Origin of the sequence: Ciceribacter sichuanensis (assembly GCF_024055605.1) — a bacterium.
In the GTDB taxonomy this organism is placed as follows: domain Bacteria; phylum Pseudomonadota; class Alphaproteobacteria; order Rhizobiales; family Rhizobiaceae; genus Allorhizobium; species Allorhizobium sichuanense.
The window spans coordinates 43,361-67,378 of sequence record NZ_JAMXLX010000010.1; the positions used below are offsets into that span (position 1 = coordinate 43,361).

General features: G+C 62.1%; 21 protein-coding genes. 13 read left to right on the forward strand and 8 right to left on the reverse strand.

Translation table 11 applies throughout. The features are described 5' to 3' along the window. Positions 1–219 precede the first annotated feature (219 nt). The 5 genes from NBH21_RS22590 to NBH21_RS22610 form a co-directional block, all read right to left on the reverse strand. Positions 220–1,131: an FAD:protein FMN transferase gene (locus NBH21_RS22590; protein WP_250913053.1), complete on the reverse strand. Its 912-nt coding sequence runs from the start codon at positions 1,129–1,131 to the stop codon at positions 220–222. Then, entirely contained in the window at positions 1,112–3,310 is a 2,199-nt protein-coding gene (locus NBH21_RS22595; protein WP_250913054.1) for a PepSY domain-containing protein, read from the reverse strand. Before NBH21_RS22595 ends, NBH21_RS22590 begins: the two co-directional genes overlap by 20 nt. An 18-nt stretch (positions 3,311–3,328) precedes the next feature. Continuing rightward, positions 3,329–3,799 (reverse strand): DUF2271 domain-containing protein, encoded by a 471-nt coding sequence (locus NBH21_RS22600; RefSeq protein WP_250913055.1) that lies wholly within the window; start codon positions 3,797–3,799, stop codon positions 3,329–3,331. A 30-nt stretch (positions 3,800–3,829) separates the two neighbouring features. Then, positions 3,830–4,171 (reverse strand): hypothetical protein, encoded by a 342-nt coding sequence (locus NBH21_RS22605; RefSeq protein ID WP_250913056.1) that lies wholly within the window; start codon positions 4,169–4,171, stop codon positions 3,830–3,832. A gap of 113 nt (positions 4,172–4,284) precedes the next feature. Beyond that, on the reverse strand, positions 4,285–4,566 hold the full coding sequence (locus NBH21_RS22610) for a PepSY domain-containing protein (protein ID WP_250913057.1): 282 nt from the start codon (positions 4,564–4,566) through the stop codon (positions 4,285–4,287). A gap of 137 nt (positions 4,567–4,703) precedes the next feature. Here NBH21_RS22610 and NBH21_RS22615 point away from each other — a divergent pair, with 137 nt between their 5' ends. Together NBH21_RS22615 and NBH21_RS22620 are read left to right on the forward strand one after the other, a co-directional pair. Further along, positions 4,704–5,363, forward strand: a complete 660-nt coding sequence (locus tag NBH21_RS22615; protein WP_250913058.1) for a response regulator transcription factor — start codon at positions 4,704–4,706, stop codon at positions 5,361–5,363. Then, a complete protein-coding gene (locus tag NBH21_RS22620; RefSeq protein ID WP_250913059.1) occupies positions 5,360–6,730 on the forward strand; it encodes a sensor histidine kinase in 1,371 nt (456 codons plus the stop codon). Before NBH21_RS22615 ends, NBH21_RS22620 begins: the two co-directional genes overlap by 4 nt. 304 nt (positions 6,731–7,034) lie before the next feature. Here NBH21_RS22620 and NBH21_RS22625 read toward each other — a convergent pair whose 3' ends face one another. Together NBH21_RS22625 and menC are read right to left on the reverse strand one after the other, a co-directional pair. Next, the gene (locus NBH21_RS22625) at positions 7,035–7,754 is read right to left on the reverse strand and encodes a GNAT family N-acetyltransferase (RefSeq protein WP_250913060.1); all 720 of its coding nucleotides are present in this window, start codon (positions 7,752–7,754) and stop codon (positions 7,035–7,037) included. Continuing rightward, positions 7,751–8,896 carry an o-succinylbenzoate synthase gene (gene menC / locus NBH21_RS22630; RefSeq protein ID WP_250913061.1) on the reverse strand — a complete coding sequence of 382 codons (1,146 nt, stop codon included), beginning with the start codon at positions 8,894–8,896 and terminating at the stop codon, positions 7,751–7,753. Before menC ends, NBH21_RS22625 begins: the two co-directional genes overlap by 4 nt. 204 nt (positions 8,897–9,100) lie before the next feature. Between menC and NBH21_RS22635 the strand changes: the two genes are divergently transcribed. The 7 genes from NBH21_RS22635 to NBH21_RS22665 are packed head-to-tail and all read left to right on the forward strand — an operon-like array spanning position 9,101 to position 16,844. Next, complete coding sequence (locus NBH21_RS22635) at positions 9,101–9,961, forward strand: MurR/RpiR family transcriptional regulator (protein WP_250913062.1); 861 nt, start codon at positions 9,101–9,103, stop codon at positions 9,959–9,961. A 41-nt stretch (positions 9,962–10,002) separates the two neighbouring features. Further along, positions 10,003–11,586 carry an ABC transporter substrate-binding protein gene (locus NBH21_RS22640; RefSeq protein ID WP_250913063.1) on the forward strand — a complete coding sequence of 528 codons (1,584 nt, stop codon included), beginning with the start codon at positions 10,003–10,005 and terminating at the stop codon, positions 11,584–11,586. Positions 11,587–11,614: 28 nt separating this feature from the next. Further along, the gene (locus tag NBH21_RS22645) at positions 11,615–12,541 is read left to right on the forward strand and encodes an ABC transporter permease (RefSeq protein ID WP_250913064.1); all 927 of its coding nucleotides are present in this window, start codon (positions 11,615–11,617) and stop codon (positions 12,539–12,541) included. Next, the gene (locus NBH21_RS22650; RefSeq protein WP_250913065.1) at positions 12,538–13,419 is read left to right on the forward strand and encodes an ABC transporter permease; all 882 of its coding nucleotides are present in this window, start codon (positions 12,538–12,540) and stop codon (positions 13,417–13,419) included. The genes NBH21_RS22645 and NBH21_RS22650 overlap by 4 nt, the downstream gene beginning before the upstream one ends. Then, positions 13,416–14,381, forward strand: coding sequence for an ABC transporter ATP-binding protein (locus tag NBH21_RS22655; protein ID WP_250913066.1), 966 nt, complete (start codon positions 13,416–13,418; stop codon positions 14,379–14,381). The genes NBH21_RS22650 and NBH21_RS22655 overlap by 4 nt, the downstream gene beginning before the upstream one ends. Further along, a complete protein-coding gene (locus NBH21_RS22660) occupies positions 14,378–15,325 on the forward strand; it encodes an ABC transporter ATP-binding protein (RefSeq protein ID WP_250913067.1) in 948 nt (315 codons plus the stop codon). The genes NBH21_RS22655 and NBH21_RS22660 overlap by 4 nt, the downstream gene beginning before the upstream one ends. Positions 15,326–15,350: 25 nt before the next feature. Then, positions 15,351–16,844, forward strand: coding sequence for a M81 family metallopeptidase (locus tag NBH21_RS22665; protein WP_250913068.1), 1,494 nt, complete (start codon positions 15,351–15,353; stop codon positions 16,842–16,844). Between the two features lie 100 nt (positions 16,845–16,944). Here the strand turns inward: NBH21_RS22665 and NBH21_RS22670 are convergent, their stop codons facing one another. Further along, positions 16,945–18,078: an aminotransferase class V-fold PLP-dependent enzyme gene (locus tag NBH21_RS22670; protein ID WP_250913069.1), complete on the reverse strand. Its 1,134-nt coding sequence runs from the start codon at positions 18,076–18,078 to the stop codon at positions 16,945–16,947. Positions 18,079–18,299: 221 nt separating this feature from the next. Here NBH21_RS22670 and NBH21_RS22675 point away from each other — a divergent pair, with 221 nt between their 5' ends. The 4 genes from NBH21_RS22675 to NBH21_RS22690 all read left to right on the forward strand — a co-directional run bounded on the left by NBH21_RS22675 (position 18,300) and on the right by NBH21_RS22690 (position 24,015). Next, positions 18,300–20,042, forward strand: coding sequence for an ABC transporter substrate-binding protein (locus NBH21_RS22675; RefSeq protein ID WP_250913070.1), 1,743 nt, complete (start codon positions 18,300–18,302; stop codon positions 20,040–20,042). A gap of 210 nt (positions 20,043–20,252) precedes the next feature. After that, positions 20,253–22,100 (forward strand): dipeptide ABC transporter ATP-binding protein, encoded by a 1,848-nt coding sequence (locus NBH21_RS22680; protein WP_250913071.1) that lies wholly within the window; start codon positions 20,253–20,255, stop codon positions 22,098–22,100. Next, positions 22,097–23,062: an ABC transporter permease gene (locus NBH21_RS22685; protein WP_250913072.1), complete on the forward strand. Its 966-nt coding sequence runs from the start codon at positions 22,097–22,099 to the stop codon at positions 23,060–23,062. Before NBH21_RS22680 ends, NBH21_RS22685 begins: the two co-directional genes overlap by 4 nt. After that, entirely contained in the window at positions 23,059–24,015 is a 957-nt protein-coding gene (locus tag NBH21_RS22690) for an ABC transporter permease (protein ID WP_250913073.1), read from the forward strand. Before NBH21_RS22685 ends, NBH21_RS22690 begins: the two co-directional genes overlap by 4 nt. Positions 24,016–24,018: the final 3 nt, after the last annotated feature.

Sequence of the window (24,018 nt, forward strand, 5' to 3'; positions counted from 1 at the left end):
CGCTGACGCCGGGTGATCACTGTATGTCTTCGGGTTTCTGAGCGGAGAAATCCATGAAAAGATTTCTGTCAGTCATGACCGTGGAGAGCGCTGAGCGCCCGTAGCATTGCCGCACTTGCCCAGACCACGATCACTCCGCCGGCCAAAGATGGTCATGCGCCCGCTATCACCACGCCCACGGCAATAATCCGACCGCTCCCGTGGAAGGCACCAACAGCTTCACCGGGGAGCAGGATCGATAAACAAGACAGAGAGCCCGAGGGAGCGGGCGAGCTGCTGACCCCGTTCACGGCCCAGTACCATCATTGCGGTGGCCCAGGCATCTGCCATCATGCACGTTTCGGCAAGGACGGTGACGGAGGCGGGGGCGTTCAGAAGCGGCATGCCACGCCGGGGATCCATGGTGTGGCTGAGACGGCGTCCACCGACCTCCACCCAATGACGGTAGTCGCCGGAGGTCGCGACTGCAATGTCGGTGAGTTCGAGGATCGAGTGCGCGGCACGACGCTCGCTGTCCGGTGCCTCCACGGCGACGGTCCAGGCAGAGCCGTCCGGCTGGGTGCCGATGGCACGCAATTCCCCATCAATGGACAGAAGCGCACCGTCGATACCAAAGGCCTGTGCCGTGGCGGCGAGACGGTCGACAGCATAGCCTTTGGCGATACCGTTCAAATCGAAGGCCATCGCCTGCGACTTTCGGGCGCTTCCTTGCGCCTGATCGAGTTCGAGAACCTCATGGGCCGGGCTGCGAGATTTGGCCCGCGCAGCCCGGATGCGATACTCGTCGGCTCGGTTGGGGCCGAAGCCCCAGGCGACCACGGCGTCGGCCATGCCGATGTCGAAGGCCCCGCCCGATACGCGCCCGATCTTGAGGCCGGCGGCGAGGACTTCCATCAGCGCCGGAGGCAGCAAGACCGGCTCGCCGGGGTCGGCCGCGCTCAGGCGGTTGAGGTCGCTGTCCGGCTTCCACGTTGACATCTGCGCATCCACCTCCGCTACGGACTTGGCCATTGCGATCCTGACAGGCTCGGGGTCGAAGCCGGCAGGCGCATGGAAGAGGGCGGACCAGCGGGTTCCCATGGTCGGCCCGTTCAGAGCGTGGCGAACAAGGTCAGTAAACGTCTTCCGCATAGCGTCCTTCCGCCTTCAATGTCGCAGGGCTCATGCCCTGGGTCGCAAGAATCTCGCCGATTGCCGCAGCGACACCGGCCGCCATGTCACGCCCGCCGCAGACCATGACCTGTGCCCCGTCCCGGAGCAGACGCGCCACGCGTTCGCCATCCCGGCGAAGGGCGTCCTGAACGTAGATCGGTGCCGGGCCGCGGGAATAGGCGTTGGTGATGGAGGCAAGCCTGCCGTCTTCTCGCCACGCCGCCAGTTCCTCGGCATAGAGAGCATCGCTTGAGGGATGCCGGGCACCAAAGAACAGATGCATCGGCCGACCCTTCGAGTTGTTTCTCGCAAAGCCGGCGAGGGGGCCGATGCCGGTGCCGGCGCCGATGAGCAGGACAGGCATATTGCCGCGCTTCGGCTTGAACACGGGGTTGGGGCGCAGGAAGGCCTGCACACGATCGCCGGGTTCCATCAGCGTCAGTTGGGTCGAGCACAGTCCGCCCGGTTGTTTGCGCACGCAGATCTCGATGAAGCCGTCGCGACTGCCCGAGGCGAGGGAGTAGAAGCGGGGTACGACCGAGCCTTCCGGCACGACGCCGATGAGGTCGCCGGGCTCGAAGGTTGGGAAGGTTCGTCCGGTCAGGCGCTGCCAGATCGAGGCATGCGGCAATGCAAAGCGCAGGATGGCCGTCGGTGCCTGAACCTCGGCACCATAATCGCGCCGCGACACGAGAACCAGTTCGCGCGTCTGGAGCTTTTTCGGCTGGTGATTGAGATCGAATTCGGTTCCGAGCACGGCGGAGAGGGCGCGGCCCCAGCGGGCGAAATCCTGCGGCGACTGGCGATCGACGGTGTCCATGGGCAGCAGTTGCTGCCAGCCCTTGGCCTCGGCCGCACGCGCGACTTCGGCGGCATAGCCGCAAAAGGCGGGGAAGCTGCGATCACCGAAGCCCAGGATCGCAACCGGTGCGGTGGGTGCTCCGGGCAGGCCGCCCAGGCGTTCGAGGAAGCCCTTCGCTGAAGCCGGTGCTTCACCCTCGCCATAGGTGGCGGCGAGCAGAATGATGCGGCGAGCCTTCGGCCATTGATCCGGGGCAAAGGTGGACATCGCTGCGGTGTGAACCTGCGCACCGATCGAAGTCAGTGAATCCTGAAGTGTGTCGGCAAAGGCCCAGGTGCTGCCGCCCTCGCTGCCGACGAGGATGATGGTGTCGGCCTTGCCTGCGGGCACGCTGGCCTGTCTTCGGCTGCGCCGACCGGAGAACCAGAGCCGGATGCCGGACCAGCCCATGATCGGAACGCCAAGCGCCGAGAGCCCGAGAAGAAGTCCCAGTACCGACGCGCCACGACCGGTATGCAGAAGAGTTACCACGTCGCCGATGCGTTGCCATGCGCCTGCGTCGTTCCAGGCGAGAAGCGCGCCGTTTCCCTGGTCGACGTAGCCCTCGCCGGACGCGGTCTTCAGCGTATAGACGTCGGTCTTGTCGCCGGCGGCGGGGAAGGTAAGCGAGCGAAGTTCATCAACGGGAACCTGCTGAAGAGCCGCGATCTCTGCCGGCAGAAGTCCGCTCTTGCCGCTCGTCGCCGCCGGAAACGCGGGAGCGCCGGCGCCCTCCGGCACAAGGCCGAAGGTTGCCGCCGTCATCCACAGCGCCGTTGCCGAGGAGAGGGTCAATCCCCAGACCGACAGCCGGGCGATCGCCGCATGACGGCGCCCCTCGCCCTGGCCGCGCATGGGAGAGAACAGATGCCGCCAGCCGCCGGAGCGGCGGGCAAGGAGCAGCAGCCCGGAGAGGCTGAGCAACAGCATGGCGGCGGCGCCCGATGCGACCACGATGCGCCCGCCGTCACCGAGAAACAGGGAACGATGGAGGTTGGTCAGCCAGCGTTGCAATGCCGGGGTGTCCGCGCTGCCGATCCTCGCGCCGGTCCCTGGATCGATGGTAGCGGCGGCGGGCTGGTCTCCTTCGTAAAAATAGACAGTGATCTTGCCGGAGGGCGCCCGCCGGATCTGTTCCACCCTTGGTTCCTGAGCCTGAACTCGGCTTGCCAGTTCAGCCACGCTCATCCCGGATGAGCGTGGTGCGTTCAAGACCTCCATGGCGGGATAGATCGACAGGACCGCTCCGCTCAAGGCGATGACGCCCAGGAGAATCGCGGCGATGAGGCCTGGCCAACGATGAAGCGTCCGGATCATGGCGTGCACCCTTTCTGCTCAAAGACCGTAAGTGAAGTCGGCGATGTAGCGGCTGCCGGCAACCGGTTTGGCGGCGCCGTTCGTGGTGAGTGGAACCACGATCTCCGACGGGCTGTCGCGCATGTCTTCGACGGCAGCATCGACATGCAACTCGTAGCCCGCGTCGAACAGTGTGTCGGCCAGGTCGAGCGTCACGGAGAGCGTGCGGCCGGCACCGACGCTCGCGCCGGTGATGCCGCTGATCTCGGCGGTGTTCCCGCCGGAGGCCCGGTACCAGCCGCTCAGGTGCTCGTAGTATTTGGCCTTGCCGCCCGCCATCCACAGGCTGCCGGCATAGGTGCCGTCGGCGGCCGTGACGTAATAGGCGAGATAGGCGCCATCGCCACCGTAGTTCTTGAGGTTGGTGGTGAGCGTAACCTCACGGGCGAGGGCCATGCCGGGGAGAACGAGCGCGGTGGTGAGGCCAAGGGCTGCAACAAGGGATTTCATCGTCTGTTTCCTTTGATCAGAGGGAGGGGATCAGTTGACCTGAACCTTCGGGGTCGATCCCCTGAGGATCAGACCGTTGTTCGGCGGCGTTGTCGGGCCGGCGGGGAGCGGCGAGGGCTGTGAGCGACCGTTCCGTTCGTTGTCGTCGTCATCATCGTCTTCACCGTCTTCACCGTCGTCACCGTGGCGCTGCTGGCCCGTCAGCCAAACGTCGTCATCGTCGGTGTCGACGGGGTGGATCATCGAGCGGGATGCGGCCTCGCCTGGGACGGCAGAACTGAAGAAGGGCAGGGGGACTGCAAAGGCGTCGAAAGCCGCAAGAACAGTTCCGGATATGAGGGTTGCGAGGAGAAGTCTGCGATGTTCTTTCATGGATGGGCTCCTGGTCGTGTGATGATTGCTGGATGTGCTGTCCGGCTGATCGCTTCCTGACGGCTCGCAGCGATCTGCTTCAGCTTCCCGTCAGCGTCGATGCGCGAGGCCAACTAGCGACGGTTGTGGTGCTCTTCGTCGATCTCGATGACGGTGAGTGTCTGCGGATCGATTTTCGCCTCGAAGGCCCGACCGTTGCCGTCGATGGCATGGATCTCGTAGCAGCCGTCATCCATCTTGATGTGCCTCAGCTGCCAGCCGCGCGCCTCTGCCATCGCACGCACGGCCTCGCGTGGCTGCCAGTTCGCCATGGGTATGTTGCAGTCGTCCTCGGCCAGTGCCGTGCCGGTCGCAAGTGCGATCAATGCCGTTGTGAGAACCGTTCGAGATGTCATGTCATTCCTCCACTTCGGACGGGAGGAGAATGGCCTTCCGAAGCTGACCGGTCGCTGACAGAGGGTGCGACCTGGCTTCAGCTTCCCGTAAGGCGGGTGATGGACTAAAGCTGATGACGCAAAGACGAGGAAGGTCGATGAGGGTACTGCTGGTCGAAGACGATACCGTGCTGGGAGCGGCCGTGCGCGACCAGATCGCTTCGGATGGGCATTCGATAGATTGGGTCACACGGCTCGACCGGGCGGGCGACGCGCTGGCGAGCGCCGTCTACGACTTGGTTCTACTTGACCTGATGCTGCCCGATGGGCGCGGCATTCCCTTCCTCAAGGTTCTTCGCGGGCGCGGTGATGTCACCCCCGTCATCATCCTCACGGCGCTCGATCAGGTGTCCGACCGGATCGAAGGACTGAACGCCGGGGCGGACGACTATATGGTCAAACCCTTCGACCTCGCCGAACTCTCGGCGCGTATCGGTTCGGTGGCCCGGCGTTATGTCGGCAATCCCAATCCGCTGATCACACTCGGCTCGCTGGAAATCGATTTAGCCGCGCGTAGCGTTCTCAAGGACGGTCGACCGGTGGTTCTGACCGCGAGAGAATGGGTGCTGTTCGAGGCCTTCCTGCAGCGCCCCGGTCAATTGCTGTCCAAGGGACAGCTTGAGGAGAGGCTCTACTCCTTCGACACGGAAATCGACAGCAATGCGATCGAGGTGCATGTCAGCCGCTTGCGCAAGAAGCTCGGGGCACATGTGATCGAAACGGAACGCGGTCTCGGTTATCGCCTGGGGCGGTCATGAAGCCCCCTCGCTCGCTTCAGGCGCGTCTGGCGCTGGCGGTCGGGTTGTCGGTGACGGTCCTGTGGCTCGCTGCCGCCTCCGTCACGGCGAATCGGCTCGGGCGAGAAATGGAGCAAGTCTTCGACAGGGACCTCGAAGCGACGGCGCAACGGATATTGCCCCTTGCCCTTCATGACCTTCGGAAACGCAATAACGACAACGACAACGGCGACGAAGACGACGACGAGGGCGACCGGCATATTGAGCGGCTGGACGAACGCGAGGAGCCGGTGACCTATGTCGTAAGGGACTTGAGCGGCACGGTTCTGCTGCAATCCCACGGATCGAAAGGCCTCCAATTCCCGCCCTTCGAGAAGGCAGGTTTCAGCAAGACGGAGACCCATAGGATCTATTCAGATGCGGCACGCGACGGACGAATCACGATCGCCGTGGCCGAACCGCTCGATCACCGGACCAAGGTCTGGCGCAGCATGTTGCTTAGCCTCGCGTTGCCGCTGATCGTGGTGATCCCGCTTAGTCTTGCAGCCATCGCATTTGCCACGCGTGGGGGGTTGCGCCCGGTTCGAAAGCTGAAAGGTGCCCTCGAGACACGTGGCGTGCAGGATCTTTCGCCTTTACCCGATACGGGGCTTCCGACGGAGTTGGAACCTATCACCGGGGCCATAAACCAGTTGCTCGCCCGCCTGAGGGCTGCCTTCGAGGCCGAGCGCAATTTCGCGGCCAATGCTGCTCACGAACTGCGCACCCCGGTTGCCGGTGCCATCGCTCAGGCGCAGCGCATAAGGGCGGAAACGCGGGATGACAATGCCGCCCAACGCGCAACCGAGATCGAAGCGACCTTGAAACGGCTGATGCGTATGTCAGAAAAACTGATGCAGCTTGCCAGGGCCGAGGGAGGTCGCCTCAGGCTGGAAGTCCCGTCCGACCTGCGGCCTGTTCTGCGACTGGTCACCGCGGATTTTGCCCGCTGCGGTGCTGGCCAGAGGATTACACTTTCCCTGCCCCCCGATCCTGTGATTTCGGATCTCGATCCCGACGCCTTCGGCATTCTCTGTCGCAACCTCATCGAGAACGCGCTGCGTCACGGTCCTGCCGATCAACCTGTCGAGGTAGCCCTCGACTCGGCAGGGGAACTTCGTGTGCGGAACGAGGGTGCGCCCCTCTCGCCGGATATCATTGGCAAACTGGTTCAGCGCTTCGAGCGTGGCGCCACGGGCTCCGAGGGTAGCGGCCTCGGCCTTGCCATCGTCAAGGCGATTACCGAGCGTGCCGGCGGGCATCTCTCCGTGACCTCGCCGATTCCCGGAAGAGAGGCCGGGGTTCAGGTGGCTGTTCTATTGCCAGTCAGTCGACCCGAAAGAACCTGAAAACAGGCTGTTGAGCCGCAAATGGTAGCGCGAGGGTCGCAGGCGCCCAACTCGCCGGGTCCGTTTTGGGAAGGGCGGGCCATCCTATAACCAACATCTGCGCCAGCACGGCAGGAACATTGCCGACGAACTGCTCAAGCACGTCTCGCCGCACAGTCGGGAGCAATCAACCTCACTGGCATCTATTCCTGGGATGCCGAGCAGCGAATGCCCGAAGGCTTCAGACCCTTGCGACTTCCCGGCCGTCTTCTCCGGGTGACGGACCCTGCCAAAATCTGGAGGAAGATCAGGCTCCAAGATCAGGTTACTTCGCCACTGTCACCTTATGAAAGATATAGTCGTTGCCCACGAAGTCGATGAGTTCATAACCGCAGGCGAACGCGTCCAAGAGGGCCTTTCTGAGGTTAATCCGGCATTCGAGATCGTCTGGCGGAGATGGGTTCGTGGATTTCTGCACGCCGTCCGATAGCGGGATGCGTAGCAGGTTTCCGAGAGCTGGCGCTTCGGAATAGCCGGCAAGTCGCTTTTTCACGCACGGATCGTCAAGATACCAATCCACCAGAAGGCGATCTGAAGGGAGCCCGTGGTTTATGCCGCCCATCTCGCCGTAGTAGTCGACATAATATGTGTTCGAACGGGCGCCGAGTTGACGGAGGTTCAGTCTGGCGTTCGTTGATCTCAACGGATCGAAAGTCCAGCGGACATGATGGATGCCGCGTTCGAGGCACCATCGGCGCTGATACCACTTCAGCTCTGCGCCGAGACCACGCCCGCGCATTTCCGGCAGTACGGCCAGTCGATGGGAGTGTTGAATGCCGTGAGTGCCGGTCGGGAATCCGAAGATATAACCGACGAGCCGGCCTTCGGCGAATGCCCCGCCGACGAGGCCTCCTTCGACCTGGATGACCATCATCAGGTCGGCGGGATCCGGCGTGTCTCCGGCGCCCCAGACCGAAACCTGAAGAGCTTCCGCCGCACGAAACTCCGTAATGCCCGAGAGGTCGCGAAATTCGACTTCGGTCATGCCGCAAGGCTCTCGCTGAAGGTCGTTACATGCGCGAGGAAGTCGTGGTCGAGCGTGACGCCGATCCCGGCACCCGCCGTTGGCACGGCCATGCGGCCCGACACGGCCTCAAGCTTCTGCTCGACGATATCTCGATGGAAATAGCGGCTCGACGATGAGGTGTCGCCTGGCTTGGAAAAGTTCGGCAGGGTCGACAGATGGATGTTATGGGCGCGGCCAATCCCGCTCTCCAGCATCCCGCCGCACCAGACGGGGACGGAAAAGGCGGCCGAGAGATCGTGAATCTGCAGCGAGTTCAAATAGCCACCGGCGCGGCCGACCTTGATGTTGATGACCCTTGCGGCATCCGTCTGCAGAGCCTTTCGGGCATCCTCCGGACCGCGGATGCTTTCGTCGAGGCAAATGGAAGTCCGCATTCTGGTCTGTAGGATTGCGTGGTCATGGATGTCATTCCACGCCAGCGGCTGCTCGACATAGTCGAGATTGTAGTCGTCCAACCGCGCAAGAAGCATGCTGTCCGCCAGGCTGTAGGCACTGTTCGCATCGGCTGTCAGGTGAATGTCGGGATAGACGGCGCGGACGGCAGAAACCAGCTGAAGGTCGTGGCCCGGTTTGATCTTGAGCTTGATCCGCTTGTAGCCTTGCTCATGGTGGATGCCGACCCGCTCCAGGGTCTCCGCGATGGGGCCGAGACCAAGGGAAACACCCACATCCACCGCATCGCCATTTCCGCCGAGGATGGTCTTGAGGGGGAGCCCCAGCGATTTTGCCCAGAGGTCCCAGAAGGCCATCTCGACGGTGGCCTTGGCCATGTAATTGGCCCGCCAAGGCTGCAACACGCGGTGAAGCGCCTGCGGGTTTTCAAACTCCTGTCCGATGATCTGCGGCAGAAAAACCGTGCGGATCAGCTCCAGTGCTCCGGCGACAGTTTCCTCAAGGTAGTCAGGGAGGGGATCCATGACACCTTCGGCATATCCTTCCAGCCCGCCTGACTTCAATGTGAGCAGGGGGAAGAGCTTCTCGTACATCGTTCCGCTCGAGATGGTGAAGGGTGTGAGCAGGGGCAGGCGAACCAGCCGGATATCGGCGCCATCGATCCGCAGCGGCGCACGAAGCTCTGCGCGAGGTGTGGGGCTGGTCATCTTGATTGCTTCTCCACTTCAATCGAAATCGGGATGAAGCTATGTTGATTTTAGTTTTCTTGCAAGATTGACGTTATGAAAGTCTTCTGTCAATCTTTGCCGAAACCAAGGGAATGGCCGGTGTCAGACAGCGATCTTGATCAAGAGAAAGACGGGCAGGGAAGCGAGCGAAAGGCGCCGGCAGGCGATCTTCGCCAGAAGTTATTGCAACAAGTTGCCGCGGGCACTCCGGCCGAACGGGCGATTGCCGGCTATCTTCTCAGCAATCTTCAGTCGATCCCCTTCGAGACCGCCGCAACCGTTGCGGTGAAGATCGGAGTGTCGGAAGCATCGATCGGGCGTTTTTGCCGTTCGATCGGCTATCGCAGCTTGAAGGACCTCAAGGGAGGGCTCCAGTCCGATCTTGGCGATCAGGCGTGGTTGATCGGCGATCGGCTGCAGGATTTTCACCTTCGCAGCCAGTCCGGCAAGGACGAGTTGGCGCAGGCGCTCGAAAAGGAAATGGCGGCGCTGGTCGCCGTCTACGAGATCGCTGCGACGGCTGGGTTCGATGACGCGGTGAAGCGCCTTGCCCGGCGAACGAACGTCTTCGTGGCTGGCTTCCAGACGGAGCGCGGGCACGCCGCCGAACTCGTGCATAATCTCCAGTACCTGCGTGCCGGTGTGCAGCTGGCCGATGTCGCCGGCGGTCACTTTGGTGAAATCCTGCTGTCGCCGCCGGAGACCTCGACGCTGGTTCTCATCGACGGCCGGCGCTATTCGCGATTGACCCGGGATCTTGCCTTTGCGGCTCATGATGCCGGCATCCCCGTCTCCCTGATCACTGACCCCTATTGCGACTGGGCGCATGACGCGGTTAGCGAGCTTTTCGCCGTACCCACTGACCTCAACCATTTCTGGGACACGACCTCGGCGATGTCTTCGTTGATCGGCCTGCTGGTCAACGGCGTCTTCAAGGAACTGGGTACCGAGGTTGAGGAGCGAATGGCCCGGATCTCCACCTACTACGACAATTTCATCGGTCACACGGGGCAGTTCCGCCGTCAACCCCGCTCCGAAAGCTGAATCATAAAACAAACGACAAAAAACCTGCAGAGAGGATCGAAATGAATAGCCTTAAACTTCGCAAATCCTTCGCCGCCGCCGGTATCAGTCTCGCCGCGCTGTTGTCCAGCTACGGCGCTTCACTGGCTCAGGAAGCCGTGTTCGTCATGGCGACCAATGAAGTCGGCGCCCCGACCTATAATCCGATCAAGGCCTCGAACCTGAACATAGGTACCACCTTGATATTCGACCGGCTGATCTCGCAGGATGCGGATCTTTCCTTTCATCCCTGGCTCGCCGAAAGCTGGGAAGAGGCCGCCGATGGCATGTCCTGGATTTTTCACCTGAAAAAGGGAGTCAAATTCCACAACGGCGAACCGTTCAATGCCGAGACGATCGTGAAATGGCTGGACCTCTTCAAGGCCAGTGAAAACGCCTACATGACCGAAGCGATCCAGAAGGTCGAGGTGGTCGACGATACGACGGTCAAGTTCGTGATGTCCCGCCCCGAACCGAACCTTCTCTACAATTTCTCATCCAGCTACCTCAGCGTGATCGAGCCGAAATCCTTCGTCGAACTCGGCGACAATTACGGTGTCACCGAAGTCTACGGAACCGGACCCTTCAAGCTGGACACCTTCACGGTCGGTCAGGAAACCGTCCTGGTCCGCAATGATGACTATGCGTGGGCGTCACCGCTCGCCAAGAATCGTGGTCCGGCGAAAATCGCCAAGCTGACGCTTCGCGAGATCGCTGAGGACTCCACCGCATTTCTGGAGCTGAAGTCCGGTGGGGTGGACATGCTTCTCGGGGTTCCGACCGATTTCCTCAGCGAGGTGAAAGCCGGGGGCAATCTTGCCGTCGTCACGCTGCCGGGACAGGACGTCGCCTACATGCCGATCAACGTGACGAAGGAGCCCTTCACCGACGTCCGCGTGCGCGAGGCCGCGGCCAAGGCGATCAACCAGAAGGAAATTCTCGATTCCATCTATGGCGGTGTCGGTGAGGTTGCGAACACTTTCCTGATCTCGGCGCTGCCGGAATCGAAGGTGGAAGACAAGTACAGGATTTCCTACGATCCGGAACGGTCCAACAGCCTGCTCGATGAAGCCGGCTGGGCGAAAGGTGCAGACGGCATCCGCAGCAAGGACGGCAAGCCGCTCAAGGTTTCTCTCTGGACGCAGAGCGATTCCAGCTTCCGGCGCCTGACCGAGGTCATCCAGGCCGAGCTGAAGGCTGTCGGCATTGACAGCGAAATTACCACCTTCGACAGTTCCGCGATCCGCGACCAGTACAAGAGCGGCACCCAGCAACTCGCTGTCCGTTCCTACAACTGGGACAATGCCGATATCATCGACTGGTTCTTCGGCGGCGACCGCCTCGGATACCCGAACGTCTCGATGTTCAATGACCCGAAGGCCGAGGAACTGCGCAAGAAGGCGATGACCGGTTCGAAGAACATGGCCGAGCGCATCAGCAGCTTCAAGGCCTATCACGAATATGTCCTGTCGCAGTTTCCGATGGCGCCGATCTACCAGCCGGTGACATCGGTCGGCTACAACAAGGACCGCCTGGTGTTGCCGGCTGAAATCCATGCGCCTTCGGTCGGCGCCACCGCCATCATGGATATTGAGGTGAAGGAGTAATTACGGCAGACGCCGCGAGGATCCACCCATGATAATCTATGCCATTCGACGCATAATGATGCTCGTGCCGGTATTCCTCGCGGTGTCCGTCATCATCTTCCTGATCTTGCATTTCCTACCGGGAGACCCGATCGACAACCTTCTGAAGGTCGGGGCTCCCCCGGAGCAGCGCACGGAGATGATGGCCCGTTATGGTCTGGATCGGTCGTTGCCGGTCCAGTACGCCATCTGGTTGGGAAAGCTCATCACCGGAGACCTCGGGACAGCCATTGTCGCCCGTCGCCCGGTCCTCGATCTGATCGCCCAGGCCTTGCCGCATTCCCTGGCGCTCGGGGGCCTCGCCCTCGCATTTTCCACCATCGTCGGCGTTGGTCTGGGGGTGGTTGCCGCGCTGAACCGTGATCGCATCATCGACCGCGTTGTTATGGGAGGTGTCCTGCTCGGGTCCACATTGCCGAGTTTCTGGCTCGGCCTGCTTCTCATCCTTGCCTTTTCCGTGGGGTTGGGCTGGTTTCCAGTCTCCGGCGCCCGAGGATGGAACTCGCTTGTCCTGCCGGTTCTCACCATCGGCCTTGGTGGAACCGCCCTGGTTGCCCGCATTACCCGTGTTTCGATGCTCGATGCTGCCGCGCGCGATTTTGTCATGCTTCTTCATGCAAAGGGCCTGTCGCCCGCAGCCATCTACCTCCGTCATGTGCTGCGGCACGCATTGATACCGGTCGTCACGATCCTTGCCTTGCGTATCGGCTGGATCCTCGGCGGCGCGGTGACTGTCGAAGTCGTGTTCGCCCGTCCGGGCCTCGGTACTCTGCTTATCAAGGCGCTGAACCAGCACGATTACCCGGTCGTGCAGGCAAGCCTGCTGATGCTCGCCATGGCGGTCATGCTGGGCACGCTGCTTGGAGACCTGCTGCAGGCGGCAATGGACCCACGCGTAAGGGGAGCGCTTCTGTGAGCGGTTCCCTATCCATATCCGTCTCGTCCTCCCGGCATCTCAAGCTTCTGCGCGACGTCTTCAGGCGGCCGGCCGGAGCAATCGGCGGAGCCTGGCTGGTCATCGTCATTTTCGCTGCGGTGTTTGCACCGTTCCTGACGGGATACGCCTATGACGCCCAGGTGCTGAAAGAGGCTTTCCAGCCCCCGTCGGCAACTCACCTGCTCGGGACAGACGAGTTCGGGCGGGATCTGTTGACGCGACTGATGTTCGGGGCCCGCACCTCCCTTTCCGTGAGCAGCATATCCATCCTGATCTCGGTTCTGTGCGGCATGACGCTCGGTGCCGCAGCCGGCTATTTCGGCGGCGCTTTCGACCGTATGGTCACAACTGTCGTCGACCTGAGCTGGTCCTTTCCGGAAATCCTCATCGCGCTCATTCTGGTCGCGATCATCGGTCCGGGAGTGGGCGGCACGATGGCGGCAATCGCGGTTGCCTATGTCGCGCAGTTTGCCCGTCTGACGCGAACGCAGATCATGACGCTTAAGGAGGAAACCTATATCGAGGCGGCTCGCAGTCTGGGCGCCAGCCACCGTCATATATTGTTCGCTCACCTCATCCCCAATGCGCTGGCACCCGTTCTCGTGAGCGCCATGCTCGCAACCGGCGATGCGATTATCCTCGAAGCGACCCTTGGCTTCTTCGGCCTCGGAGCCCAGCCGCCCCTTCCGAGCTGGGGATCGATGATGTCCTCCGGATCGGCACTGCTGTTCAAGGCGCCGTGGATCATCCTGTTTCCCGGTCTCGCCGTCGCCGTCACCGTTATCGCGATCAATCTGTTCGGCGATGCATTGATTGCGGCGCTTGACGTCAAGAGCCAGTTGAGGAGAGCTGAGTGACTTCACTTCTCTCTTTGTCCCAGCTGTCTGTCAAAGTCGGACGGACACGCCTGCTCGATGGTGTCGGTTTCAGTCTCGAACGCGGCGAGATTCTCGGCCTCGTAGGCGAGAGCGGCTCGGGAAAATCCCTGACTGCGCTGGCAATCACCGGACTTCTTCCGCTGATTGGCGCCAGTGTGGCCGAGGGGGCGATCCGTTTCGACGGAGCGGACCTGACCCGGATGACGGACCGTGAGCTGCGCAGGCTGCGAGGGGGGCGGATCGGGTTTGTGATGCAAAATCCTATGACCGCACTCGATCCGGTGCAGCGGGTAGGGGGCCAGATCGACGTCGTCTCGCGCTTGCATCTCGGGCTGTCGGCATCGGCGGCGCGATCCCGCACGCTGGATCTCATGACCCAGTTGCGCATACCGGATGCCGGCGCCGTGGCCGATGCTTATCCGCACCAGTTGTCCGGTGGCATGAAGCAGCGTGTCGTGATTGCCATGGCGCTCGCGGGCGATCCGGACCTCATCATCGCGGACGAACCGACAACGGCGCTCGATGTGACCGTTCAGGCGCAGATCATCCAGATCCTGACAACACTTGTACGCGAGCGGGGGCTGGCGCTTCTGCTCATCACTCATGACATGGGGGTCGTCGCTCAGGTCTGCGATCGCGTGGCCGTTCTCTATGCCGGACGTATTGCGGAAGAACGGTCGGTCGCAGGTATCTTCTCCAACCCCGCCCATCCCTACACCAGGGCGCTGATCGGCTGCATTCCGCAGGAGGCAATGGAGGCCGGCGGTTTGCGGGGTATCCCCGGTTCCGTTCCGACCGCGGCAACCTATCCGGCCGGCTGTCGGTTTCATCCTCGCTGCGTCTCCGCGATATCGCAATGCGCCATCGACAGACCGAAGGAACGCCCGTTGCCGGATGGCGGTACGGTCGCCTGTCACCTTGCTTCCGTGGAGGCCTTATGAGCGAGAGGTTGCTGCAGATCGACGGGTTGAGCAAACATTTCTCCACAGGCGGCGGCGTGTTCAAGCCGGCACGCAGCATGACAGCGGTGAGGGATGTTTCCCTGTCCCTTACACGCGGTGAAGTGGTTGGCGTGGTCGGCGAATCCGGGTGCGGAAAGTCGACACTTGCGCGTCTGATCTTGCGCCTGATCGAGCCGAGCGCCGGCAGCGTCTTGCTCGACGGTGTGAATGTCACCAGCCTGCCGGCGCGGGAACTGAGGTCGATCCGTCGACGCATGGGCATGGTCTTTCAGGACCCATACTCCTCGCTCGATCCCCGTTACACGATCGCCGAACTCCTTGCCGAGCCGTTCGTCGTGCAGGGACGTCCGATGCCGAAGGCGGCCGTCGGGGAAATGCTCGATGCTGTCGGCCTGCCGAGCGCCATGGCGGGCCAGTATGCGCATCAGCTTTCCGGCGGTCAGCGACAGCGCATCGGCATTGCGCGCGCCCTGATGCTGAAGCCCGAACTGCTGCTGCTCGACGAGCCGACGGCCTCGCTCGATGTTTCGATTCAGGCGCAGATCATTGAACTGCTCTCCGGGCTGCGGGGCAGCTTCGGGCTGACCTATCTGTTCATATCCCATGATCTGGGACTGGTTCGCTATTTCTGCGATCGTGTCGTGGTGATGTATCTCGGCGCCGTGGTCGAAGTCATGCCCAGTGGCAAATCGATGCCACGGCATCCCTACACCCGGGCATTGCTGGATTCGAGCTTCACGCCCGACCCGGCCGCCCGACGATCGATCGTACCGCTTTCGGGCGAAATCCCGTCTCCATTCAATCTTCCCGCCGGCTGCGCGTTTGCGGGCCGTTGTCCGCGCGCCAGCGAAATCTGCCGTACGGAGCGCCCGCCTCTCCTGCAGGACGGCGCTTCGGCGATCGCCTGTTTTTCACCCCTCTGACGTTTCAAATCCTAGGATGTAACCTATGCCTTTTCGCGTCCTGACTGCCGAATTCGTTCATGAAAGCAACACCTTCAAGAAAGGACGCACGGAGCTGGCCACCTTTTGCGCGGAAACGCTCGACATCGGGCAGGACGCGGTTGACAGGTTTGGCGATGTGAATGCCGAGATTGCGGGATTTCTCGACGCGGGACGCGAGGCTGGCTGGAGCGTCCGTCACGTCTTGTCGGCTCACGCTACCCCCGGAGCCCGGGTTTCACGCGAGGCGTTCGATTACATCGCCGGCCTGATCTGCGAGGCAGCCATCGAGGAGCGCGACAATCTCGACGGCATCCTGCTCGGTCTTCACGGCGCCATGGTGCCGGATTTCTGCGAGGACGGGGAAGGGGAATTGCTGCGTCGCCTCCGCGAGATCGTCGGCCCGGACCTTCCTATCGCCGTATCGCTCGACCTGCACGCCATCGCCACGCCCCTGATGATGCGCCACGCCCAGATATTCGTGTCCTTCAAGACGTATCCGCATGTCGACATGCGCGAGACCGGGTTGCATGCCGGTCGTCTTCTCGATCAGGCCATGCGTGGTTTGACGAGACCTTCGACATTGCGGGTGCATGTTCCCATGCTTGACGAGGCAAACGCCGGTCGCACCGACGTTCCCGAAACCAAGGCGTTGTATGACCGCGCCAGCATCCATGAAAATGAGCCGGGCATTCTGGCGGTATCGATTAACGCGGCCTTTGCCGAAGCGGATGTCGAGGAAGCTGGGACAACGGTACTGGTAACCCATGACACTGGCGTCGATGGGGCCGCGGCAAGGGCAGAAACAATCGCGCGTGCGCTTGCCGACACGATCTGGTCCCAGCGGGGGCAGGTATCGAACACCTTCCTTTCGCCGGAAGAAGCCGCGGAACTTGCACGCGGTTTCGATGCCTCCGGCGGGCCGCTGGTGATTGCGGATTACGCTGATAATCCGGGTGCCGGCGCCTATGGCGACGCCACAGCTTTGCTGGCGGCGCTGCTGGCGGTCGGGTCTGCCGACGGAGCTTTTGCCCCTGTGATAGACCCCGAGGCGGCTGCCTTCCTGCATCGCTATCGCGAAGGCGATGTGGCCACGCTCGAACTGGGCGGGAAGATCGATCCCACCTTTGGCGGTGGTCCGCTGACGTTGACCGGCGAAATCATAAAGCTCTCGGACGGTGTCTATACCGGTGACGGCCCCATCCTTGGCGGCATCACGCATACGTTCGGCCCCACGGCCGTTTTCCGGGTCGGCGGGATCGACATTCTCGTTGTCACTCTGCCAGGCCAGATGCTCGATCTGCAGCAGCTCAGAGCCTTCGGCATAGAACCCACGAAGCTCCGCTTCCTTGTCGTCAAATCCATGCAGCATTTCCGCGCGGCCTTCGAACCGGTTGCCGGAAAAGTGGTCGTCTGCGACAGTGGCGCCCTCGCGACGCCGCGGGCGGAGCTTCGGCCATATACGCGTGTGAAGAGGCCGATCTGGCCGCTTGATCGATGATCCCATCGCACAGTGAAGCGCGAACCTGCCGGCCGCTTTGTTTCGTGTGTTTGACACGGATATGAAGCATGCATCAGCGGTGTGAAGTCGCTGGCTGTCGTCAGGTCCCGGTCAGAACCTCAACGGCTTCATCAATGGCGGCGGTGCGTGTTGTTGCGTGCAAGCTCACGCGAACACGATTGGTATCGTGCACCGTTACGGTGAAGCCTGCATGGAGGAGCCGGTTCACCGCTCGGGGATCGGCGGCCTCGATGACGGCGATCCCGGCTCTTTGTTCGGCGGGCCACCCGGGAAGCAGTCTCAGTCCTCGCCGTGACGCTGCTTCGGCCAGGTATTCGTATCGGGACTGGATTCTTGATGTGATCCAGTGGAGGCCAACACCTTCGACAAGCTCCAGCGCTTGCGCAAGGCATGCCGCGAGAACCGGTGAGGGGCGTGTCGAATCGAAGCGGCCGGCGCCGGGAAGCGGGCTCTGGTCATCGCGACGAATGTCCAGACTGTCCGCAATACCACCCCAGTTTGCCGCGAGTGGCCGGATTCGATCGAGCGCCCTGTCCGATAGCGCCATGAAGCCGGTCCCCTGACCGGCACGCATCCATTTCTGTCCTCCGGCGATCACAACGTCAGCCAATGTCCAGTCTTCCTCGACTGCGCCGAATGCCTGAATGGCATCGACGATCAAGAGTCGGTTGCCGATGGCCTCGCGGATGCGAGCGAGATCGGCCCGATAGCCGGTGCGAAAATCCACGTGGCTGATCGCCACTGCATCGCATGACGCGTCGAGATGCGCGCGCAGCAATTCAGGCGTCACCGGCTCGTCGAGTGCGCCTGCAAGCCGCAGCGAGATGCGGCCGGTCTCAGCCGCGTTCCGCCACGGCAAGACATTGGCCGGAAACTGGTAACGGCCGCTGAAAACACCTGTCCCGGACGGCAGGCCGAGCGCGACCTGCACCAGCGCAGACGAGGTGTTCGAAACCAGCGTGATGTTGCTTTCGGGAAAACCCGAGAGCCGGGAGAGCACGGCGAGTGCTCTCGGCACTTGCGCGGAGAGCATGGCCGCATCGCCGGGTCGCGCCGTTGCCGTTGCCCGCAACAGGCGTTCTCCCGTCGCCACCACGGGCTCGCTGATCGGGCCGAGGCTGGCGAAATTGAGATAGCGCTCGTCCTCAATGAAGGCACGTTCGTATTCTTCCGGTGAGAGCGTCATCGCCGCGACTGGCGGGAGGGCGCTCATGCGCACGGTTTTCCGGTGTCGGAAATGCATGAAACGGCGGTCGCGTAACGGTCCATCGCGGGTTCTTTCTTGATGCTTGCAACTTGTGTCGACAATAAAAATATATTCTTGTGCTCACTTTGTCGACATATGAGTTGACAGATGTCGCTCGAGAGGCGAGTTTTGTCGCAGTCACGCTGCGACCGGCATCGGTCGGATCGCTTAAAACAAGGGGAATAAAGATGGCCTTCGATCGCATACGCTTTACCAAGCGCATGATGGTGTCCTTTCTTGCCGCTACATGCTCGACGCTTGCCTTTGCCGCCGACCCGCAGACTGGTGGTGTTCTCAGGATCGTCGGCACGGCCGATATCGACCATTTCGATCCCACCTCCGCCGCGCTCGTGACGAGCAACAACTTCATGCGTGCCGTCGGCCGTCAGCTCATCAGCTATGAATCTTCGACGGATGAAAACCTCCGGATCGAGCCCAAGGGTGACCTCGTGACCGAGGTGCCGCAGCCTTCCGATGACGGCCTGACCTACACCTTCACCCTGCGTGATGGCGTGACCTGGAACACGCCGTCCGGCCCGCGCGCCATCGTTGCCGCCGATTTCGAACGTGGCGTGAAGCGCATGTGCAACCCGGCGCTCGGGTCGGCGGCTCTTACGTATTATGTCGACCTGATCAAGGGCATGAGCGCCTTCTGCGAGGGTTTCGCGAAGGTCGAGCCGACCGTCGAGGCCATGAAGGCCTATGTCGAAGGCAATGACATCGAGGGTATCGAGACGCCTGACGACAAGACCATCGTCATCCACCTGACCGAAACGGCAGGCGATTTTGTCTACATGCTGTCGCTGCCGACAGCCGCTCCTGCGCCGATCGAAGTTCTGGACTATCTTCCGGATGGTCCGGACTATCGATCGAACTTCATCTCCAGCGGTCCCTACACAGTTGATGAATACGTTCCGGACGGACGTATTCATCTCGTGCGCAACCCTGCCTGGAAGGCCGAGTCCGATCCGCTGCGCAAGGCTTACGTCGACGAAATCGACATCACCCTCGGCATTCAGCCGGACGCCGCCATCCAGCAGTTGCAGGCCGGTGACGCCGACATGACCTACGACATCACCATTCCCCCGGCGACGCTGCACCTGTTGACGGCGGGCGGCGACGACAAGCTGCTGACCATGTCGGTCGGCCGCACGGCATTCCTTTTCGTCAACACCGTTTCGGACAACAACAACGGTGCGCTGAAGGACATCAGGGTCCGTCAGGCCATTCAGTATGCCATCGACAAGGCGGCTATCGTCCAGCAGATGGGCGGTTCAACGCTGGCCCAGCCGCAGAACGGCATTTTCGGCCCCGGCGTGCTCGGCTATCACGAATTCGATCTCTACCCGTCGGAAGGCGCCAAGGGCGATCCGGAAAAGGCCAAGGCCCTTCTGGCCGAAGCAGGCTTCCCGGACGGCATCAAGCTGAAGATGCCCTACCGCAACCAGAACGATCTACCGGCCATTGCCCAGACCATCCAGGCAAGCCTGAAGAAGGCCGGCATCGAGATCGAACTGACCCCTGTGGCGGCGGCGGACTACTATTCCAAGTTCATGACTAACCCGCTGAACACCAAGGAAGGCAACTGGGATATCGCTCCGGTCGGCTGGTCGCCGGACTGGGTTGGCGGCGCGGCGCGCTCGGTATTCCAGCCGCAGTTCACCTTCAATGGCACGCACCAGACCTATAACTACACGGACTACAACAATCCCGAGGCCAACAAGATTGCCCAGCAGGCCATCAATGCCACGACCTCGGCAGACGCCGCGCGCCTGTGGGGTGAGGTTGACCAGCTGGTCATGAAGGATGCGCCGGTCGTGCCGTATGTCGCTGAAAAGATCGTGCTCTATCGCGGTTCCGCCGTGCAGAACTTCCAGCCCTATGCGCTTGGCGCGCAGGGTGACTGGACGAACGTCTGGCTGGACCGCTGAGTTTCAGGAGCGATCGGTGCGTCGTTTGACCGACGCACCGGCGCACCGTTGGACATCGCAGGCCGGATGCGGATGCGACGCACCCGGCCTGTATGCCTGAACGGACAGCCCCCGACGGGAACCACGGCCGCCGCAATACCTTTTAATCCGCGCATCCGTGCGTCGCCAGGCCGGCAATCCGTTCACCGCGAACATGGATGAGGAGGCGTTATGCCTATACTCGAGGCACGAAATATCACTATTCGCATTCCGACCGAGGACGGCGTGGTGCAAGCCGCGCGCAATGTGTCGTTCTCCGTCGACAAAGGCGAGTTCTTCGGCATCGCCGGCGAATCCGGCTCGGGCAAGAGCGTGCTGACGCAGGCGATCATGGGCATGTTGCCCAATGCCGATATCGATGGCGAAGTGCTTTTCGAGGGAAGGGACCTGCTCGGCCTCGGCCCCCGAGAGATGCGCAAGGTGCGCGGTGCGCGGATCGGCATGATCTTTCAGGATCCGCTTTCCAGCCTGCATCCTTATTACACCATCGGTGCGCAGATCGCCGAAATGATCCATGCCCATGAGCGCATTTCCCGCGATCAGGCCAGAAAGCGCGTCTGCGAACTGCTCGAACGGGTGGGGATCGTCGATGCCGGGTCGCGTTTCGACAGCTATCCGCATCAGTTTTCCGGCGGCATGCGCCAGCGCGTGATGATCGCCATGGCGCTTGTGCTCAACCCGCCGCTGATCATCGCCGACGAGCCGACGACCGCGCTCGACGTGACTGTTCAGCAGCAGATCATCGAACTGATCAACGAAATGCGCCGCGAACGCGGAACCACCGTGATCATGATCACCCACGATCTCGGCCTGCTCGCCAGCGTGGCCGATCACGTCATGGTCATGTATGCCGGCAATCGCATGGAGACCGGCAAGAGCGAAGACCTCTTCAGTTCTCCTGCCCATCCCTATACCGCCGGCTTGCTCAATTCCTCGCCGGCCAATTACACGCCCGGAAGCACGCTCGTTCCCATTCCCGGTCGTCCGCCGAGCCTCATTCATCTGCCGCGCGGCTGTGCTTTCCGCACCCGTTGCCACCATGCTTCCGCGCAGTGTCTAAGCCCTCCGCCGCTGCGCGTCTTCGAGGACGGGACGAACAGTCTCTGCTGGCTCGAAAGCCTGCCCGAAGCCGCGGCATCGACGGAAACGCAAGCTGTAGCGGCGTCCGCGCCGCAGGAGCGTCCGCGCATCATGGAGGCCCGCGACGTTCGCCTGAGCTACAATCTCGGCGGCCTGTTCGAGGGAGCGAAGACGCTCGACGTGCTGAAAGGCATCGACCTTGACCTCTACAAGGGCGAAACGCTTGGCCTCGTCGGGGAGTCCGGCTGCGGCAAGTCCACGCTCGCACGCGTGCTTGCCGGATTGACGCCGGCGACCGGCGGATCGGTTCACTTCGAGGGTCGGGCCATCGAAAGCCTGTCGACCCGGGAATGGCGCGAAATGCGCAAGCGCGTCCAGCTTGTCTTCCAGGACCCGTTCGGCTCACTCAATCCACGGCGGCGGGTCAGCTCGATCATCGGCGAGCCGCTGCGCATCCATGACATCTGTTCGGGCGCTGCCCGCAAGCGGGCCGTGCAGGAGCTGATGGAACGTGTCGGCCTCAACCCGGAACATTACAACCGCTTCCCTTCCGAGTTTTCCGGCGGCCAGCGCCAGCGCATCGGCATTGCTCGCGCACTGGCGTTGAACCCGGAACTCGTCATCTTCGACGAGCCGGTTTCGGCGCTCGATGTTTCCATCCAGGCGCAGGTGCTGAACCTGATGCGGGAGCTCCAGCAGGAACTGAAGCTCACCTATCTATTCATTTCCCACGATCTCGCGGTGGTACGCCATGTCTGCGACCGCATTGCCGTCATGAGCAAGGGCCGCATCGTCGAACTGGCCGATGCCGAGACGATCTATACCAATGCCAGCGATCCCTACACACGGGAGCTGATAGCGGCCTCCTTCCACGAGCCGCGCTCCAGCGCGCCGCGTGTGCGCAGGCTGGTCGAAACCATTCCGGGAGAAGTTGCGTGAGCGTCGAAACCCAAGAGGAGGAGGTGGCAGCCGTCGTCCAGCGCAGCCCTTATGAGCTGACAATGCGCCGTTTCGCCCGCGACAGGGCCAGTCTGGTGGCGTTGGTTTTCATCCTGCTGCTCGTGCTTTTCGCGGCCTGTGCGCCGCTGGTCGAAGCCGCGGCCGGACATTCCGCCATCGAACAGTATCGGGAAACCGGACTGAGTTCGATGGGCATGCCTGTCGCGCCGAACCGCGAATTCCTGCTGGGTACGGATCATCTGGGTCGCGACGTGCTCGTCCGGCTTGCCTATGGCGCGCGGGTATCGCTGCTCGTCGGTGTGCTTGCCTCGCTTGCCGCTGCCATGATTGGCCTTACGGTCGGCGTCGTCGCGGGTTATTTTGCAGGCCCGACCGACATGGTGCTCAGCCGGATCATGGACCTCGTGATGAGCGTGCCGTTCCTGCTCTGCGCGCTGGCGCTGGTTTCCGTCTTCGGCCCCAGCCTAGGGCTTAGCGTCGGCGTGATCGTCTTCTTCAGCTGGACCACCATGGCCCGTGTCATCCGCGCCGAGGTAGTGTCGCTTCGCCGAAGGGAATTCGTGGAGGCGAGCCGGTCACTCGGCGCCGGTCCCGTCTCCATCATGGTGCGGGACATCCTGCCCAATCTCAGCGTACCGATCATCGTCTACACGACGATGATGATCCCCAGCTCCATCGTCTTCGAGGCTACGCTCTCCTTCCTGGGGCTCGGCATCGTCCCGCCCACTCCGAGCTGGGGCGGCATGCTGGCGGATGCGGCCGGCAATTCGATCTACCTTGTCGCCTGGTGGCTGGTGATCTTTCCCGGCGCGGCGCTTCTGATGACGACGCTTGCCTTCAACATTCTCGGCGATGGTCTTCGCGACGCGCTCGACCCGAAACCGCGTCCGGTTCGCAAGAGCCGTTTCCGCAAGCCGGGCAGAAAGGCAGGCCGCGCATGATCCGCTTCCTAGCAAAGCGCCTCTTCTTCTCCGTCTTCGTGCTGTTTGCGCTCAGCCTGTTCGTGTTCATGCTGTTCTTCGTCGCGCCCGGCGATCCGGCCCGTATCATCGCCGGCGAAAAGGCGACCGAGGCCCAACTCGCGCTGATCCGAACCAATCTCGGCCTCGACCGGCCGATATACGAACAGTATGCCGGCTTCGTCTCCAAGGCGGTGCAGGGCGACCTCGGCTTCTCCTACCGCAACCAGCAGCCGGTCGCCAAGCTGGTGGTGAACCGCATCCCGGCCACGGTTTCGCTGGTGTTTGGCGGCGTGGTGTTCTGGCTGGCGATCGGCATTCCGATCGGCATCATGTCGGCGCGTCATCCCGGCGGCCTGCGTGATCGGTTGGGGCAGGGGTTCATTCTGGTCGGCCTCAGCTTCCCCACCTTCGTGCTTGGCATGCTGTCGCTGTACCTCTTCTACTTCCTGCCCCGGCAGGCCGGTTTCACTCTCTTTCCGCCGGGCGGCTACAAGCCTTTTCTCAAGGATCCCGTGCTCTGGGCCTGGCATCTCTTCCTGCCTTGGACCACGCTGGCGCTTGTGACGGCGGCGATCTATGCGCGGCTGACGCGCGGCAACCTGTTGCAGGTGATGGGCGAGGACTATATCCGCACCGCCCGCGCCAAGGGGCTTTCGGAGGGAACGGTGTTCTTCCGCCATGGCCTGCGCAGCACGCTGACACCGCTCGTCACGCAGCTCGGTGCCGATATCGCCGTTCTTCTTGGCGGAGCGATCGTCATCGAGCAGATCTACGGCCTTCAGGGTGTCGGTGCGCTCGCCGTGCAGGCGGTGAAGAACCAGGACCGACCGATCATCATCGGCGTCGTGTTGCTCGGCGGACTTTTCATCGTATTGATGAACATTGTCGTCGATCTTCTCTATGCGGTACTCGACCCCAGGGTCAGGCGATAAAGG